Below are 15,231 nucleotides of genomic sequence, written 5' to 3' on the forward strand. Positions count from 1 at the left end.
CATGATCAGCCAGAGCAAGGAACGCAACAGCGAGCGGCGCAAGAGCCTCTCCCGGCCCGCTCCGGGCCCCTTCCAGTACCTCGTGCTCGGTCTTCTGGCCGTGGTGTTCGTCTACCCCATCTGGTGGGCCGTCAGCTCCTCGCTGAAGCCGCCGGCCGAGATCGTCCGCGACCCGCTGTCCTTCTCGCCGGGCGCGGCCACCCTGGACAACTACCGGGCCATGTTCGACGACGTGCCGATCGGCACCGGGTTCGTCAACACCGTGCTGGTCGTGGCGGTCAAGGGCGCGATGACCATGTTCTTCTGCCCGCTGGCCGGCTACGCCTTCGCCAAGTACCGCTTCCCCGGCAAGAACCTGCTCTTCGGGGTGCTGATGCTCACCCTGATGCTGCCGACCCTCGTGCTGATCATCCCGCTGCTGCTGGAGATGAGCCAACTGGGCTGGGTCAACACCTACCAGGCGTTGATCCTGCCCGGCAGCATCGACGCCTTCAGCATCTTCTGGATGCGGCAGACCATCGCCGCGGTCCCCGACGAACTCCTCGACGCCGGACGCGTGGACGGCGCGAGCGAGTTCGGCATCTTCGCCCGGATCGTGGTGCCCGTCATCCGTCCCGGCATCGCCGCGCTCGGCGTGCTGACCGCCATGAACATCTACAACGACTTCGTCTGGCCCGTCGTCGCCGTCAACGACGAGAGCCACCAGACGCTCCAGGTCGTCCTGTCCACCCTCGCGCAGAACGTCGCCGGCAACCGCGTCGGCGCCGACTTCGCGACCGTCTGGGGCGAACTGCTCGCCGCCGGAAGCATCGCGATGCTGCCCGTGCTGGTGCTGTTCGTCCTGCTGCAACGCCACTTCATCAACGGGATCCTCGCGGGCAGCGTCAAGGGCTGACGCCCCGTCACCCGCCCCTCCCCGCCCCGCGCACCGATCGGAGCACACACCCCATGTCCACCCAGCAGGCCCCTCGTCCCGAATACCCCCGCCCCCACTTCGACCGCTCCCACGCCTGGCTCGGCCTCAACGGCACCTGGGACTTCCGCGCCGACCCCGCCGAGCGGTACTCCGCCGACGCGGCCGACGGCTACGACCAGCGGATCACCGTGCCGTTCGCCTGGGAGACCCCCGCCTCCGGCATCGCCGCGCACTGGCTGCAGACCGCCTGGTACCGGCGTACGTTCACCGTGCCGGCCGACTGGGCAGGCCAGCGCGTCGTGCTGCACTTCGGCGCCGTCCACCACGAGGCCATGGTGTGGGTGAACGGCACCGAGGTCGCCCGCCACGAGGGCGGCTACACCCCCTTCTCGGCCGATGTGACCGACGCCCTCGGCGACGGCGAGCAGCTGCTCACCGTGCGCGTCCACGCCCCCGCCGACAAGCGGGACATCGCCCACGGCAAGCAGCGCAGCATGCCCCGCGACGACTACGACGGCGTCTGCTTCACCCCGTCCTCGGGCATCTGGCAGAGCGTCTGGCTGGAGTCCCGGCCCGCCACCCACCTCGCCTCCCTCCGCCTGCGCCCCAACCACGACCTGACGGGGATCAGCGTCGAAGCCGCCGTGCACGGGCCGGCCGTCGAGGGCGCGTCGCTGCGGCTGCGCGTCCGTGGCGAGGCCACCGCCGTGACGATGACCGTCGACCCCGACGGGCGGGCCCGCACCGAACTCCTCCTCGCCACACCCCGGCACTGGTCGCCCGAGGACCCGCACCTCTACCACGTCGACGCCGAGCTGACCTCCGCGGACGGCACCGACCGGGTCGCCTCCTACACCGGCCTGCGCACCATCACCGTCGACGGCGAGAACCTGTACCTCAACGGGCGCCGGCTGTTCGTCCGCGGCGTGCTCGACCAGGGCTACTGGCCCGACACCGGCATCACCGCCCCCGACGACACGGCCCTGCGCCGGGACCTGGAGCTCGCCGCCGACGCCGGCTACAACCTCGTACGCAAGCACCTCAAGCTGGAGGACCCCCGCTACCTCCACCACGCCGACACCCTCGGCATGCTCCTGTGGGCCGAGCCCGCCTCGCCCGGACGCTTCTCGCCCGCGTCCGTCGCCGCCTTCGCCGAGCAGATCGAGCCGATGGTGGAACGCGACGGCAACAGCCCCGCCATCGTCATCTGGGGCCTGTACAACGAGGAGTGGGGCCTGGACTGGGACATCCCCGGCGACGCGGCCAAGCAGAAGGCCACCGCCGACGCCTACGACCGGCTCAAGGCCCTCGACCCCACCCGCCCGGTCGTCGACAACTCCGGCTGGACCCACGTCAGGACCGACCTGCTCGACTGGCACTACTACGACGAGAGCGCCGCCTCCTGGGCCACCACGGTCGCCGACCTGCTCTCCGGCGCACGCGACGACTTCCCCGTCAAGCTCGGCCCCGACCACGTCGTCCACAAGAAGCTCGCCGTCCCCGCACAGCCCCTGCGCGGCCTGCCCAACCTCAACAGCGAGTACGGCGGCGGCTTCACCGGCCTGGAACGCGCCTGGCACCTGCGCTGGCAGACCCAGGAACTGCGCCGCCACGACCGCCTCGCCGGGTACGTCTACACCGAGCTGTACGACATCGAGCACGAGAGCGCCGGACTGCTGGACTTCCGGCGCGCCGCCAAGGACCTCGCCGGTGTCGACCCGGCCCACGTCAACGCGCCGACCACCCTCGTCCTGGACGTCACACCGGTCGCCCCGGGCCGAGACCTGCTCACCCCCACGCCCGACTTCACCGTGGACCTGCGCGTCTCCCACCACGGGTCCGACCCGGTCGAGGGCACCGTGCACACCACCTGGACCCCGGTGTACGCGCCCACCCCCCGGGACCCGGGCGAGGCGGTGCCCGGCTGCCGTGCCGGGGCCAAGCCGTACGTCCTCGGCGCACCCGTCACCGTGCCCGCCGCCCTGCCCGCCGGCTGGGCCGGCGGTCGGCTGCACCTGGCGCTGGTCGTGGACGGCACCGTCGCCGCCCGCACCGCCCTCGACGTGGACACCCGCACCGAGCCGCACATCGGCGACGACCCGGCCGCCCGCGCCGCCCAGGCCCACTGACCCGCACCACCCGGCACCCACCACCAAGGAGTCGATCCGTGCGCAACCCCTCGCCCAGACGCACATCTCCGGCGCTGCTCGGCGTCCTGGCCCTCGTCGCGGCGCTGCTGTCCCTGTGGACCCAGCCCGCCTCGGCCGCGCCCGCCGGCCAGGTCCTGGCGTCACCCGACCTGGCGGCCCACCCGCAGGGCGACGACAGCTACCCGCGCGCCGTCCGCCTCGACCACGACGGCTCGGCGGGCCAGACCATGCTCGCCACCTACGCCCGGCGCAACCAGGGCACCACCAACACCCTGCCCGTCCACCGCAGCACCGACGGCGGCCGCACCTGGAGCACCACGCCGATCTCCACGATCACCTCCCACACCGCCGGCTGGGACATCGAGGCCCCGGTGCTCTACGAGGTGCCGCGCACCGCGAACGGCCTGAACCAGGGAGACCTGCTCGCCGCCGGCACCGCCTGGCGGGCCGGTGACTACACCACGCAGAAGATCGAGGTCTTCAAGAGCACCGACCACGGCCTGAGCTGGCAGTACCTCTCCGACTGCACCCGGACCAGCGGCCTGCCCGACACCATCGGGCACGGCATCTGGGAACCCTGGTTCCTGCTCGCCCCGAACAACACCCTGGCCTGCTTCATCTCGGACGAGCGGCCCGCGAACAGCCCGACCAACAACCAGGTCATCGGCCACTACACCTCCACCGACGGCGGACGCACCTGGAGCGGCACCCTCACCAAGGACGTCGCCTTCCCCGCCGACGCCCTCGCCCGCCCCGGCATGTCGATCGTCGTCCCGCTGCCGAACGGGCGGTTCATGATGGCGTACGAGATGTGCCGGGACGCCACCGACGCCGACCACGCCTGCGAGGTCTACACCAAGACCAGCCCCGACGGCCTGAACTGGGCGCCCGCCGACGACCCCGGCACCCTCGTGCGCACCGCCGACGGCAGGGAGCTGCTCCACACCCCCTACCTAGCCTGGGTACCGGGCGGCGGCCCCGACGGCACGCTGCTGATGTCCGGCCAGCGCGTCGTGACCGGGCCCACCGGGAACAAGGCCGTGATGGCCGAGTCCGGCAGCGTGCTGTTCGCCAACACCGACCTGGGCGCGGGGGAGTGGACCGAGATCGAGGCCCCGGTCCTGACCGACCCGACCGGCGGCTACAACCCCGGCGAGCCCTCCTGCCCGGCCTACAGCTCACCCGTCGTGCCGCGGGCCGACGGCACCTCCTTCCTCTACCTGACGGCCACCTGGCTCGGCACCGGCAACCAGTGCCAGATCCGTTTCGGCACCGGCGCGCTCGGCGGTCCGGCCGGCCAGGTCACCACGCCGTGGGTGGCGGGCAGGTGCCTGGACGTCGACACCAACACCAGCGGCAACGGCAGGGCCGTCCAGCTGTGGGACTGCAACACCGCCACCGGCCAGCGCTGGTCGGTCGCTCCCGACGGCACGCTGCGCGCCTTCGGCAGATGCCTCGACATCGACGGCAACGGCACGGCCAACTTCACCAAGGTCCAGCTGTGGGACTGCGCCGTGGGCGTCGGCGGCCAGCAGTGGCGCCACCGGAGCGACGGCTCCCTGCTGAACCCGCAGTCCGGCCGCTGCCTGGACATCCCCTCCGGCGCCACGGCCAACGGCACCAAGCTGCAGATCTACGACTGCAACGGCCTCGGCACCCAGAAGTGGAACCTGCCCGGGTAGCGGGGGACGGGGGCGCGGACCGGCGCTCCGGGCGTCGCATACGCTCGGACCACGATGAAGAACAACCTGACCCCCCTGGAGCCGAAGGCCGACAAGGCCACGGTCAGACGGCACAACCTCAGTCTGGTCCTGAGGGCCGTGCACGACGCGGGGGAGGCGACCAGGGCCGGCGTCGCCACGCACGTCGGACTGACCCGCGCGGCGGTGTCGTCCCTGGTCGAGCAGTTGCTGGAGTACGGCTACGTCACCGAAGGGGGCAAGACCAGCAGCGGTCAGGCGGGACGCCCCGGCACCGTCCTGAAGGTGTCCCGTTCCGGTCCGGCCGGCGTCGGCGTCGAGATCAACATCGACTACGTCACCGTGTGCGTCGTCGACCTCGCCGGCACCGACCGGGTCCGGCTCGTGGAACACGTCGACAACCGAGGGGTCCAGCCCTCTCAGGTGCTGGCCCGCGCGGCCCGGCTGGCGGCCCGCGCCATCGGCTCGGCGGCCGAACAGGACCTCGCGCCCGCCGGCGTCCATGTCGCCCTGCCGGGCCTGGTGACCGGGGGCACCGTGCGCCAGGCCCCGAACCTCGGCTGGCAGCGGGTCGCGGTCGAGGGACTGTTCGCCCAGGCGCTGCTGGCCCTGCGTCCCACCCACCGGGCGCTGCCGGTCAGCTCCGACAACGAGGCCAACGCCGCCGCCCTCGCGGAGCTGTGGTTCGGCGCGGGCACCGAGGGCGTGCGCAGCTTCCTCTACCTCACCGGCGAGATCGGCATCGGCGGCGCGCTGGTGCTGGGGGGCGAACTGCTGCGCGGAGCCCATGGCTTCGCCGGGGAGATCGGCCACATGGTGGTCGACCCCGACGGGCCGCTGTGCCGGTGCGGCGCCCGCGGCTGCCTGGAGCAGTACGCCGGCCAGGCCGCCCTGCTCGAGGCCGCGGGCATCGCCGCCGACGCGGGCCTGCCCGGCGTCGCGGAACTCGAACGCCGGGCCCGGCGGGGCGACCCGTCCGCGCTGTCGGCGATCGAGCGGGCGGGGCGTCGGCTCGGCGTCGTGGTGTCGGGCGCGGTGAACCTCTTCGACCCCGACGCGGTGATGCTCGGCGGTGTCTACCGGGAGCTGATGGACTGGCTGGCCCCCGCCGTCGACCGTGAACTCGCGCTCCGCGTGGTCTCGGGGCTGTGGCGCGAGGGCGGTGAACGGCTGAGGGCGTCCTCGTCCCGCGGCGACGCGGCCCGCGGCGCGGCCGGCGTGATCGTACGCGAGGTGTTCGCGGACCCGGCGGCGTACGCCGAACGCGCCGGGAACTGAGGAAAGGGCCGCCCCTCTGCCCGGCGGCCCCTCGGCAGGTCACCCGCGGTGCGCGGCGATCAGCTCCCGGTACCAGTGGTAGCTGTCCTTGGGTGTGCGCTCCTGCGTGTCGTAGTCGACCCGGACGATGCCGAAGCGCTTGTCGTAGCCGAACGCCCATTCGAAGTTGTCCAGCAGGGACCACACGTAGTAGCCGCGCACGTCCACGCCCGCGTCCATCGCCGCCCTCAGTGCGGTCAGGTGCTCGCGCAGGTAGGCCACCCGGTCGGCGTCGTGCACCGTGCCGTCGGCGGCGACCGTGTCGTCCTCCGCGGAGCCGTTCTCCGTGATGTGGACCGGCGGCAGCGCGTCGCCGTACTGCTCCTTCAGCCGCACGAGGAGATCGGTGAACGTGGCCGGGGCGACCGGCCAGCCCATCGCCGTGTGCCGCACGCCGGACAGCACCACCTCCTCGTAGCGGTTGTCGGTCGCCACGCGCCGTGCCGGGTCGCTCTCGCGGTAGGGGGCGTCGGCGACCACGATCGGCCGGTAGTAGTTGATGCCGAGGAAGTCCAGCGGCCGGGAGATCAGCTCCAGGTCGCCGTCCCGCCGGAAGTCCTCCCCGGTGATCAGCTCGCCCCAGGTCTCCTCCTCCGTGGCCGGGTAGCGGCCCGCGAGGATCGGATCGGTCCACACCAGGTTGTGCTGGGTGTCGGCGCGGACCACGGCCGCCAGGTCGGCGGGGGAGCCGGAGGCCGGGAGGTTGCGGTCGAGGTTGAGCGTGATGCCGACCTCGCGCGCCCCGGCCGCCCGCAGCGCCTCGACCGCCAGGCCGTGGCCGACCAGGAGGTGGTGGGCGGCGGCCAGCGCGCCCCGGCCCTCGCGGGCTCCGGGAGCGTGCCGGCCGACGGAGTAGCCGAGGAAGGCACTGCACCAGGGCTCGTTGAGGGTGATCCAGCGCGGCACCCGGTCGCCGAGGTGCTCGGCGACGGCGGCCGTGTACTCGGCGAACCGCTCCGCCGTCTCCCGCACCCGCCAGCCGCCCCGGTCCTCCAGAGCCTGCGGCAGGTCCCAGTGGTAGAGCGTGGCGGCCGGTTCGATGCCCGCCGCGAGCAGTTCGTCGACGAGGCGGGAGTAGAAGTCCAGCCCCTTGGCGTTCACCGGGCCGCCGCCGTCCGGCACGATCCGCGGCCAGGCGATCGAGAAGCGGTACGAGTCCACGCCCAGGTCGCGCAGCAGCACCACGTCCTGCGGATAGCGGTGGTAGTGGTCGCAGGCCACGTCACCGGTGTCGCCGTTCGCCGTCGCACCGGGGGTGTGGCTGTAGGTGTCCCAGATCGACGGGCCGCGACCGTCCTCGTGCGCCGCGCCCTCGATCTGGTACGAGGCGGTCGCGGCACCGAAGACGAAGCCCGGCGGAAAGGAGGGGAAGTCACTCATGCGGGGAAAGCCCATCTCCTGGTCTGGAAGGGTCACTTGACGGAACCGCCGGTGATGCCGGCGGCGATGTACTTCTGGGCGAGGACGAGCAGGACGGCCGCCGGGACCGCGGAGAGCACGGACGCGGCCATCACCGACCCCCAGTCGCCGACGTGCGCGCCGATGTACTGGTAGATGCCCAGCGTGATCGGCTTGACGTCGTCGGTGGTGTTCAGGGTGAGCGCGAACATGAAGTCGCTCCACGAGAACAGGAAGGCGAACAGCCCCGACGTGATCAGCGAGTTGCGGCTCATCGGCAGCACCACCCGCACGAACGTCCGTACCGGCCCGGCACCGTCCATCTGCGCGGCCTCGATCACCTCGCCCGGGATCGAGACCATGAAGGACCGCATCAGCACGATCGAGAACGGGATGCCGAGCGAGGCGTCCGCCAGCATCAGGCCGAAGTAGGAGTTCACCAGTCCCAGGTCGACGTACGAGTTGTAGAGCGCGTTGGCGATCACGATGCCCGGCACCATCTGGGTGATCAGCGTGCCGAACACGATCGTCCGCGAGCCGCGCAGCCCGAACCGCGCCAGCCCGTACGCGGCGGGAGCCGCGACGGCCAGGCAGATGACGACCGCGCCGAGCGAGACGGCCAGCGAGGTCAGCAGATGACCGCCCTGGTCGCTGATGGCCTGGGAGAACCCGGACAGGTCCAGGGTGCCCGGCACCGGGTCGACCTGCAGCAGCCCCGCCTCGGGCTGCAGCGCCGTGTTCAGCATCCAGTACAGCGGGAAGAGCATCACGCACAGGACGATCACACCGGCGACGGTGGATCCCCAGCGGCGCCGGGACGCGGTGGGCGTGTGGGTGGCCATCGTCGGTCACTTCCCCTCGGTGCGGTTGGCCCGCAGGTAGAACACCGCGAACACGGCGGAGATCAGGATGAGTACGTTGCCGACGACCGCGCCCGCGCCGAAGTCCAGCTGCACGAAGGAGTTCTGGTAGGTGAGCGTGCCGAGGGTCTGGGTGGAGTCGGCGGGACCGCCGTCGGTGAGGGCGAGGATCAGGTCGAGGATCTTGACCGTCGACATGAAGCCGAGGACGAGCACCACCGTGATGACCGGCTTGAGCATGGGCAGGGTGATGGAGCGGAAGGTGCGCCACGCCGAGGCCCCGTCCAGGGAGGCCGCCTCGTACAGCTCCTTCGGGATCTCCTGGAGACCGCCGTACAGGATGACCATGTTGAACGGGATGCCGATCCAGATGTTGACCAGGACGACGGACAGCAGGGCCATGTGCGGACTGGTCAGCCATGGAGTGTGACCGCCGAGGCCCAGGGTGTCCAGGAACGAGTTGAGCACGCCCGTGTCCTGGTCGAGGATGCGCCGCCAGACGATGCCGGACACCACCATGGGCACCAGCCAGGGCAGCAGGATCAGCGACCGCAGCGCCCCGCCCAGGGGGAACCGGCGGCTGAAGAACACCGCGAGCGCCAGCCCGATGCAGAACTGGCCGAGCAGCGATCCGGCCGTGAACACGAGGGTGTGCCACAGCGCCTTGCCGAACAGGGCGTCCTGGAACACGTTCGACCAGTTGTCGGTGCCGTTGAAGGGCGCCTCACCGGTGAAGAAGGTCTTCGGCGTGTAGTGCTGGAAGCTCATCACGACGTTGCGGACGAGCGGGTAGCCGAAGAACAGCAGCATGAAGACGACCGCGGGGGCGACGAACCCCCACTGGGCGAGCCTGCGCCGGCGACGCAGCCGGGCCGGGTCCGGCGCGGTGGACGCCGGGGAGGCCGTGACGGGGGCCTGGGCGGTGACGGTGGACGTGGTCATGTGCGCGTACCTCAGTTCCCGCTCGTGGCCCGCTGCTGGGCGCGCTTCAGGGCGGCCTCGCTGGACTGTCCGGTCAGGGCGGACTGGAAGGCGCTCTGCAGGGCGAGCGACACGTTCGACCAGCCGGCGCCGAGCTTGGCCGTACGGGACCGGGCGGCGGCGACCTGGTCGGCGAGCGCGTCCAGCTCGGGCACCCGCTCGCGCCACACGGCGGCGGCCTCGGCGTTGGCCGGGACCATCCAGCTGTTGAGCGCGTAGGTCAGCTGCTCCTTCTCGCCGGCGAGGCAGGCGACGATCCGGCCGGCCGTCCTCTCCCGTGCCTCGTCACCGGTGCCGGGCACGGTGAGCACGGCACCGCCCAGCGGACCCACCGAGTCGTCACCCGCCTCGGGCACCGGGATCTGCGCGATGCCCCAGTGCAGCGACTTGTCCGTGTTGAGGGTCTCCACCTGCCACGGGCCGTTGATCATCATCGCCGCGTTGCCGGCCATGAACTGGTCGTTGACGTCCGCCTGCGTCCAGTTGACCGTCGACTTCGACAGCGAGCCGTCCTTCAGCAGGCTCTTCCAGTAGTCGAGGGCCTCGGCGACCTGCGGGCTGTCCAGCTTCGTCTCGTCGCCGCCGTTGGACCACATGAACGGCGTGAACTGAAAGACGCCGTCCTCGGCGCCGCCCGCGCTGAGCGCCAGACCGTACCGCTTGCCCTGCGTCAGCTTCCGCGCGGTCTCCCGCAGCTCGGCCCAGGTGGCCGGCACCTTCAGACCGGCCTCGTCGAGGATGTCCTTGTTGTAGAAGAGCGCGAGGGTGTTCACCGACCGCGCCGCACCGTAGTACGTGCCCTTGTACGAGCCGAAGTCGACGATGCCCGGCGGGATGTCGTCGGTGCTCAGTCCGAGGCTCCTGAGGTCGACCAGGCCGCCGGCCTCGGCGAAGGTCGGCATCTCGGAGGCGTCGAACTGCACGATGTCAGGGAGGGACTTCGAGGACGCCATGCGCAGCGCCTTGGTCATCACCTGCGCGGCAGGGACGCTCTGCTGCTCGATGGTGACGCCCAGCTGCTCGCCGCAACGGGTCATCGCCTCCGCGTCCCAGCGGTGGTACGACTCGTCGGTCGAGGAGTTCAGCACGGTGTAGACGTCGGCGTCGCGTTGCTGTCCGCAGCCGGTCAGCGCGGCCCCGGCGATCAGCGCGCAGGCGGCGGCGACCGGCGCGACGGCTCTGCGGGAGCGTCCGCGCCCGCCGGGCCCGGTGGCCGGAGGGTGTGCTGTCAAGGCGAGCGAGGTGAAGCGCTTCGACATGGGGCGGCCCTTGCTGTCGTACCGTCCGGCTTCCTCGCCGGACCGTTTTGTTTGATGTGATGACTAATACGTCAAGGACGCGCTGTCGCGCTAGAGCCAAGTGGCCTCGCTCTCTCCGCCCCGTGGCGTGAGGAGACTGTTCGTGTGGGTGATACTGCCTGTTCAGAGCCCTGAAGGTGGCATGAAGGTCTCGGAATGCGGATTTGTTTTGTGTACGATCAAAAAGCTGTGAGACGCCCTCGTGCTCCCACTCGCCAGCCTCCCGCCCCACCCAAGGAAGATCATGAAGTTCACCGACGGCTTCTGGCTCATCCGCGAGGGTGTGCAGCTCTCGTACGCCACCGAGGTACGCGACGTCCGCGCCCAATCGAAGCGCTTCACCGCCTATGCAGCCGTGAAGAAGGTGACGCGGAGGGGGGACACGCTCAACGCGCCGCTGATCACGGTCGACTGCTTCTCTCCGGCCGAGGGCGTCATCGGCGTCCGGGTCACCCACCACTCCGGCAAGCGCCGGCCCGGCCCCGACTTCTCCCTCACGGGCGCGCCGGACGGCGCCGGAGCGGTGCGCCGGGACGGCACCGTCACCGAGCTGACCAGCGGCCCGCTGACCCTGCGGCTCGACCGGGCAGGACCGTGGAGCCTCACCTTCCACGACGCGGACGGGCGCGAGCTGACCCGCGCGAACGCCAAGGGCACCGCGTTCGCCACCACCGGCGACGGAGCCCACCACATGCTGAGCCGGCTCGGACTCGGTGTCGGCGAGCAGATCTACGGCCTCGGCGAGCGCTTCACCCCGTTCGTCAAGAACGGCCAGGTCGTCGACATCTGGCAGGCCGACGGCGGCACCAGCAGCGAACAGTCGTACAAGAACGTCCCGTTCTACCTCTCCTCACGCGGCTACGGCGTCTTCGTCAACCACCCCGGCGCCGTCTCCTTCGAGGTCGGCTCCGAGTCCGTCGGACAGGTGCAGTTCAGCGTCGAGGACCAGACGCTGGAGTACTACGTCGTCGCAGGCCCCGCCCCCAAGGACGTCCTCACCCGCTACACCGCCCTCACCGGCCGCCCCGCCCTGCCGCCCGCCTGGTCCTTCGGTCTGTGGCTCACCACGTCCTTCACCACGTCGTACGACGAGCGGACCGTGATGTCGTTCGTCGACGGCATGGCCGAGCGCGGCATCCCGCTCTCCGTCTTCCACTTCGACTGCTTCTGGATGCGCGAGTACCAGTGGTGCGACTTCCAGTGGGACCCGGACGTCTTCCCCGACCCGGAGGGCATGCTCGCCCGGCTGAAGGCCAAGGGACTGAAGGTCAGCGCCTGGATCAACCCCTACATCGCCCAGAAGTCCCCGCTGTTCGACGAGGCCGCCGCGCTCGGTCACCTGGTGCGGCGCCCGGACGGCGACGTCTGGCAGTGGGACCTGTGGCAGGCCGGCATGGGCCTGGTCGACTTCACCAGGCCCGAGGCCCGCGACTGGTTCGCCTCGAAGCTGAAGCCGCTGCTGGACCAGGGCGTCGACTCCTTCAAGACCGACTTCGGCGAGCGCGTCCCCACCGACGTCGTCTGGCACGACGGCTCCGACCCGGAGCGCATGCACAACTACTACACGCACCTCTACAACCGGACGGTGTTCGAGCTCCTCGAGAAGGAGCGCGGCCAGGGCGAGGCGGTCCTCTTCGCCCGTTCCGCGACCGCGGGCGGCCAGCAGTACCCGGTCCACTGGGGCGGCGACTGCTGGTCGTCCTTCGAGGCCATGGCCGAGTCGCTCAGGGGCGGCCTGTCGCTGTCCCTGAGCGGCTTCGGCTTCTGGAGCCACGACATCGGCGGCTTCGAGGGCACGCCCGACCCCGCGGTCTTCAAGCGGTGGCTGGCCTTCGGCCTGCTCTCCTCGCACAGCCGCCTGCACGGATCCTCGTCGTACCGGGTGCCGTGGGAGTTCGGCGAGGAGGCCGTCGACGTGGCCCGGCGCTTCACCCTGCTCAAGCACCGGCTGATGCCGTACCTGTACGGCGCCGCCGTCGAGGCCCACCACACCGGCGTGCCGGTGATGCGGCCCATGGTCCTCGAATATCCGCAGGACCCGGCGTGCCGCCAACTGGACCGGCAGTACATGCTCGGCCCCGACCTCCTGGTCGCACCCGTGTTCACCGAGGACGGCGAGGTCGAGGTCTACCTGCCCGCCGGCACCTGGACCCACCTGCTGACCGGCGAGCGGGTCACCGGCCCGGCGTGGCGCACCGAGCGGCACGGCTACGACAGCCTCCCGCTGTACGTCAGGGAGGGCGCCGTCCTGCCGCTGGCCTCCGACGACCGGCGACCGGACGGCGACTGGCTGGACGCGCCGACCCTGCTCGTCCACCCGTCCGCCGGGCCCGGGTACGCGGCCGAGGTCACCGTGCCCGACCTGCTGGGCACGCCGGCCGCCACGTTCCGGGTCCGGCGCGACGGCGACGTCCTGCGGGTCACCGCGAGCGGCACCGGCCGGCCGTTCACCGTGCGGGTCGCGGGCGGGGCGAGCGCCGAGGGAACCGGCGAGGTGAGCGTGCCGCTCACGTGAGGCGAGGCGGGCGCGGCCTCGTCCGTCAGCGGGGGAGGCCGCCCAGCGCCGCCAGCAGCCGCTCCACGTCCTCGCCGCAGCTGTACGGCGCGAGCCCGACGCGCACGCCGCCCTCGTCGCCCAGCCCGAGCCGGCGCGCCGCCTCCACGGCGTAGAAGGAACCGGCGGGGGCGTCGACGGCCTGCCCGGCCAGGTGCCGGGAGACGTCGGCCGGGCGCACACCCGCCACCGTGAACAGCAGGGTCGGGGTGCGCAGCCCGGCCCGCGAGTACACGGTGATCCCGCCGAGAGAAGCCAGCCCCTCCTCGATCCGCTCGCGCAGCGCGTCCTCGTGGGCCTCCAGCGCCGCGAAGGAGGCGACGAGCCGGTCCCGGCGGCTGCCCGCCGCGTCCGGCACCAGGTCCGCGAGGAAGTCGACCGCGGCGCGGGCGCCGGCCAGCAGCTCGTAGGGCAGGGTGCCCAGCTCGAAGCGCTCGGGTACGGCGTCGCTGGAGGGCAGCAGCTTGTCGGGGCGCAGGGTCTCCAGGAACTCGGGCCGGGCCGCCAGTACGCCCAGGTGCGGGCCGAGGAACTTGTACGGCGAGCACACCAGCGTGTCCGCGCCCAGCGCCGCCAGGTCGACGGCGGCGTGCGAGGCGTAGTGCACCGCGTCCACGTGCAGCAGCGCCCCGACGCCGTGCGCCAGGGCGGCGACGGCCGGGACGTCGGGCCGGGTGCCGATCAGGTTGGACGCCGCGGTGACCGCGACCAGCCGGGTGCGCGGGGAGAGCACGGCCTCGACGTGCTCGGGGCGCAGCTCCCCGGTCTCCGGGTCGAAGTCGGCCCACCGCACCGTCGCGCCGGCCGCCTGGGCCGCCTGGACCCAGGGCCTGATGTTCGAGTCGTGGTCCAGTCGGGTGACGACCACCTCGTCACCCGGCCCCCAGGTCCTGGCCAGCGTCCGGGACAGGTCGTACGCCAACTGCGTGGCGCTGCGGCCGAAGACCACGCCCCGCGGGTCGGCGCCGAGCAGGTCCGCCAGCGCCCCCCGGGCCTCCGCGACGATGTCGTCGGCGTTGCGCTCGCCCTCGGTGGTCCGCCCCCGGTTGGCCAGTGGCCGGCTCAGGGCCTCCGCGATCGCGTCGATGACCGGCTGGGGCGTCTGGGTGCCGCCGGGCGCGTCGAAGCGGGCGGAACCGGACTTCAGGGCGGGTATCCGAGAGCGGATCGCGTCGGCGTCGAGTGCCATGTGAACTCCTGGTGGGCGCGGATGACTTCGGTCGGGCGTCAGCTGACGCGGTCCTTGTGCCGGGGCGGCATGTACGTGGTGCGGCTGGGACGCACCCCGAGCCGCACCTGCGACTCCAGCCACATGATCGCAGCTCCGGTGGGATCGACGACAGGGACGAAGACACCGTCCCGGGTCAGCCGTTCCTGGAGGGCCGCCGCCACTCCCAGCATGCCGGTGCAGCCGAGCACGACCACGTCCGCCTCCCGGGCGGCCACCGCGGCCCGGGCCTGTCCGGTCAGCGCGTCCAGCAGCCCGTCCCCGGCGTCCAGGTCGAGCACCGGGATGTCCACCGCGCGGATGGATCCGACCCGCTCGGTCAGGCCGTAGCGGCGGACCAGGCCGTTCAGCATCGGCAGCACGTTCGGCAGCACGGTGATCACCCCCGTGCGCTCGCCGAGCGCCAGCGAGGTGAGCACGGCGGGCTCGAAGCCGCCCACCGCGGGAAGGTCCACGATTCTCCCGCGCGGCCTGCACCCCCGGATCGCCGAAACAGCTGACGAAGACCGCGTCGGCCCCGTCCTCGGCGGCCTCGCGCACGGCGTCGAGGATGCCGGGACCGGCCAGCGCCTCGTCGTACGCGGACTCGATGGAGGCCGTGCCGCGCGCGATGCGCCGCACCTCGACCTCCGTGCCGGGTGTGATCCAGGCGCCCACCTCCCTGCGGACCTCCTCGGTGAACGCGTCGGTGATGACCGGCAGCACGACCGTGAGCTTCACAGCACCTCCAGGAGCGGCGGAACGACGTGACACACACCCTGCGAGCGGGCGCCGGCGCCCACAAGGTGCCGCCTGCCCGGTCGTCGGGGCCGGGCTGTGTGACCGGCAC

11 protein-coding genes and 1 pseudogene are annotated in these 15,231 nt (G+C 71.8%); 5 read left to right on the forward strand and 7 right to left on the reverse strand.

Translation table 11 applies throughout. The features are described from left to right. Position 1 precedes the first annotated feature (1 nt). The 4 genes from IE260_RS15750 to IE260_RS15765 are packed head-to-tail and all read left to right on the forward strand — an operon-like array spanning position 2 to position 6,044. Positions 2 to 895 (forward strand): carbohydrate ABC transporter permease, encoded by an 894-nt coding sequence (locus IE260_RS15750; protein WP_189872208.1) that lies wholly within the window; start codon positions 2 to 4, stop codon positions 893 to 895. A 53-nt stretch (positions 896 to 948) separates the two neighbouring features. After that, the gene (locus tag IE260_RS15755; protein ID WP_189872210.1) at positions 949 to 3,045 is read left to right on the forward strand and encodes a glycoside hydrolase family 2 protein; all 2,097 of its coding nucleotides are present in this window, start codon (positions 949 to 951) and stop codon (positions 3,043 to 3,045) included. Positions 3,046 to 3,083: 38 nt separating this feature from the next. Next, positions 3,084 to 4,748, forward strand: coding sequence for a sialidase family protein (locus IE260_RS15760; protein ID WP_189872212.1), 1,665 nt, complete (start codon positions 3,084 to 3,086; stop codon positions 4,746 to 4,748). Positions 4,749 to 4,802: 54 nt separating this feature from the next. Then, positions 4,803 to 6,044 (forward strand): ROK family protein, encoded by a 1,242-nt coding sequence (locus tag IE260_RS15765; protein WP_189872214.1) that lies wholly within the window; start codon positions 4,803 to 4,805, stop codon positions 6,042 to 6,044. Positions 6,045 to 6,083: 39 nt separating this feature from the next. On the opposite strand, the gene IE260_RS15770 is transcribed toward IE260_RS15765, so the two are convergent. From IE260_RS15770 to IE260_RS15785, 4 genes are read right to left on the reverse strand one after another with little or no spacing between them, the layout of a single operon-like run. Then, positions 6,084 to 7,463 carry a GH1 family beta-glucosidase gene (locus IE260_RS15770; protein WP_189872215.1) on the reverse strand — a complete coding sequence of 460 codons (1,380 nt, stop codon included), beginning with the start codon at positions 7,461 to 7,463 and terminating at the stop codon, positions 6,084 to 6,086. A 32-nt stretch (positions 7,464 to 7,495) separates the two neighbouring features. Next, positions 7,496 to 8,323 carry a carbohydrate ABC transporter permease gene (locus IE260_RS15775; RefSeq protein ID WP_189872216.1) on the reverse strand — a complete coding sequence of 276 codons (828 nt, stop codon included), beginning with the start codon at positions 8,321 to 8,323 and terminating at the stop codon, positions 7,496 to 7,498. 6 nt (positions 8,324 to 8,329) lie between these two features. Then, positions 8,330 to 9,283: a carbohydrate ABC transporter permease gene (locus tag IE260_RS15780; protein ID WP_189872217.1), complete on the reverse strand. Its 954-nt coding sequence runs from the start codon at positions 9,281 to 9,283 to the stop codon at positions 8,330 to 8,332. Positions 9,284 to 9,294: 11 nt separating this feature from the next. Next, positions 9,295 to 10,581, reverse strand: a complete 1,287-nt coding sequence (locus IE260_RS15785) for an ABC transporter substrate-binding protein (RefSeq protein WP_189872218.1) — start codon at positions 10,579 to 10,581, stop codon at positions 9,295 to 9,297. 283 nt (positions 10,582 to 10,864) lie between these two features. Here IE260_RS15785 and yicI point away from each other — a divergent pair, with 283 nt between their 5' ends. Continuing rightward, positions 10,865 to 13,135, forward strand: a complete 2,271-nt coding sequence (gene yicI, locus IE260_RS15790) for an alpha-xylosidase (RefSeq protein WP_189872219.1) — start codon at positions 10,865 to 10,867, stop codon at positions 13,133 to 13,135. Positions 13,136 to 13,160: 25 nt separating this feature from the next. On the opposite strand, the gene IE260_RS15795 is transcribed toward yicI, so the two are convergent. From IE260_RS15795 to IE260_RS43060, 3 genes and pseudogenes are all read right to left on the reverse strand, one after another. Next, the gene (locus IE260_RS15795) at positions 13,161 to 14,363 is read right to left on the reverse strand and encodes a cysteine desulfurase-like protein (protein WP_189872220.1); all 1,203 of its coding nucleotides are present in this window, start codon (positions 14,361 to 14,363) and stop codon (positions 13,161 to 13,163) included. Positions 14,364 to 14,401: 38 nt separating this feature from the next. Further along, the gene (locus tag IE260_RS15800) at positions 14,402 to 14,857 is read right to left on the reverse strand and encodes an aspartate/glutamate racemase family protein (protein WP_268254925.1); all 456 of its coding nucleotides are present in this window, start codon (positions 14,855 to 14,857) and stop codon (positions 14,402 to 14,404) included. A 13-nt stretch (positions 14,858 to 14,870) separates the two neighbouring features. Then, positions 14,871 to 15,155 (reverse strand): annotated as a pseudogene (locus tag IE260_RS43060) (aspartate/glutamate racemase family protein); the annotation flags it as partial. Between the last annotated feature and the right edge of the window lie 76 nt (positions 15,156 to 15,231).

Origin of the sequence: Streptomyces viridiviolaceus (assembly GCF_014650995.1) — a bacterium.
Classification (GTDB): domain Bacteria; phylum Actinomycetota; class Actinomycetes; order Streptomycetales; family Streptomycetaceae; genus Streptomyces; species Streptomyces viridiviolaceus.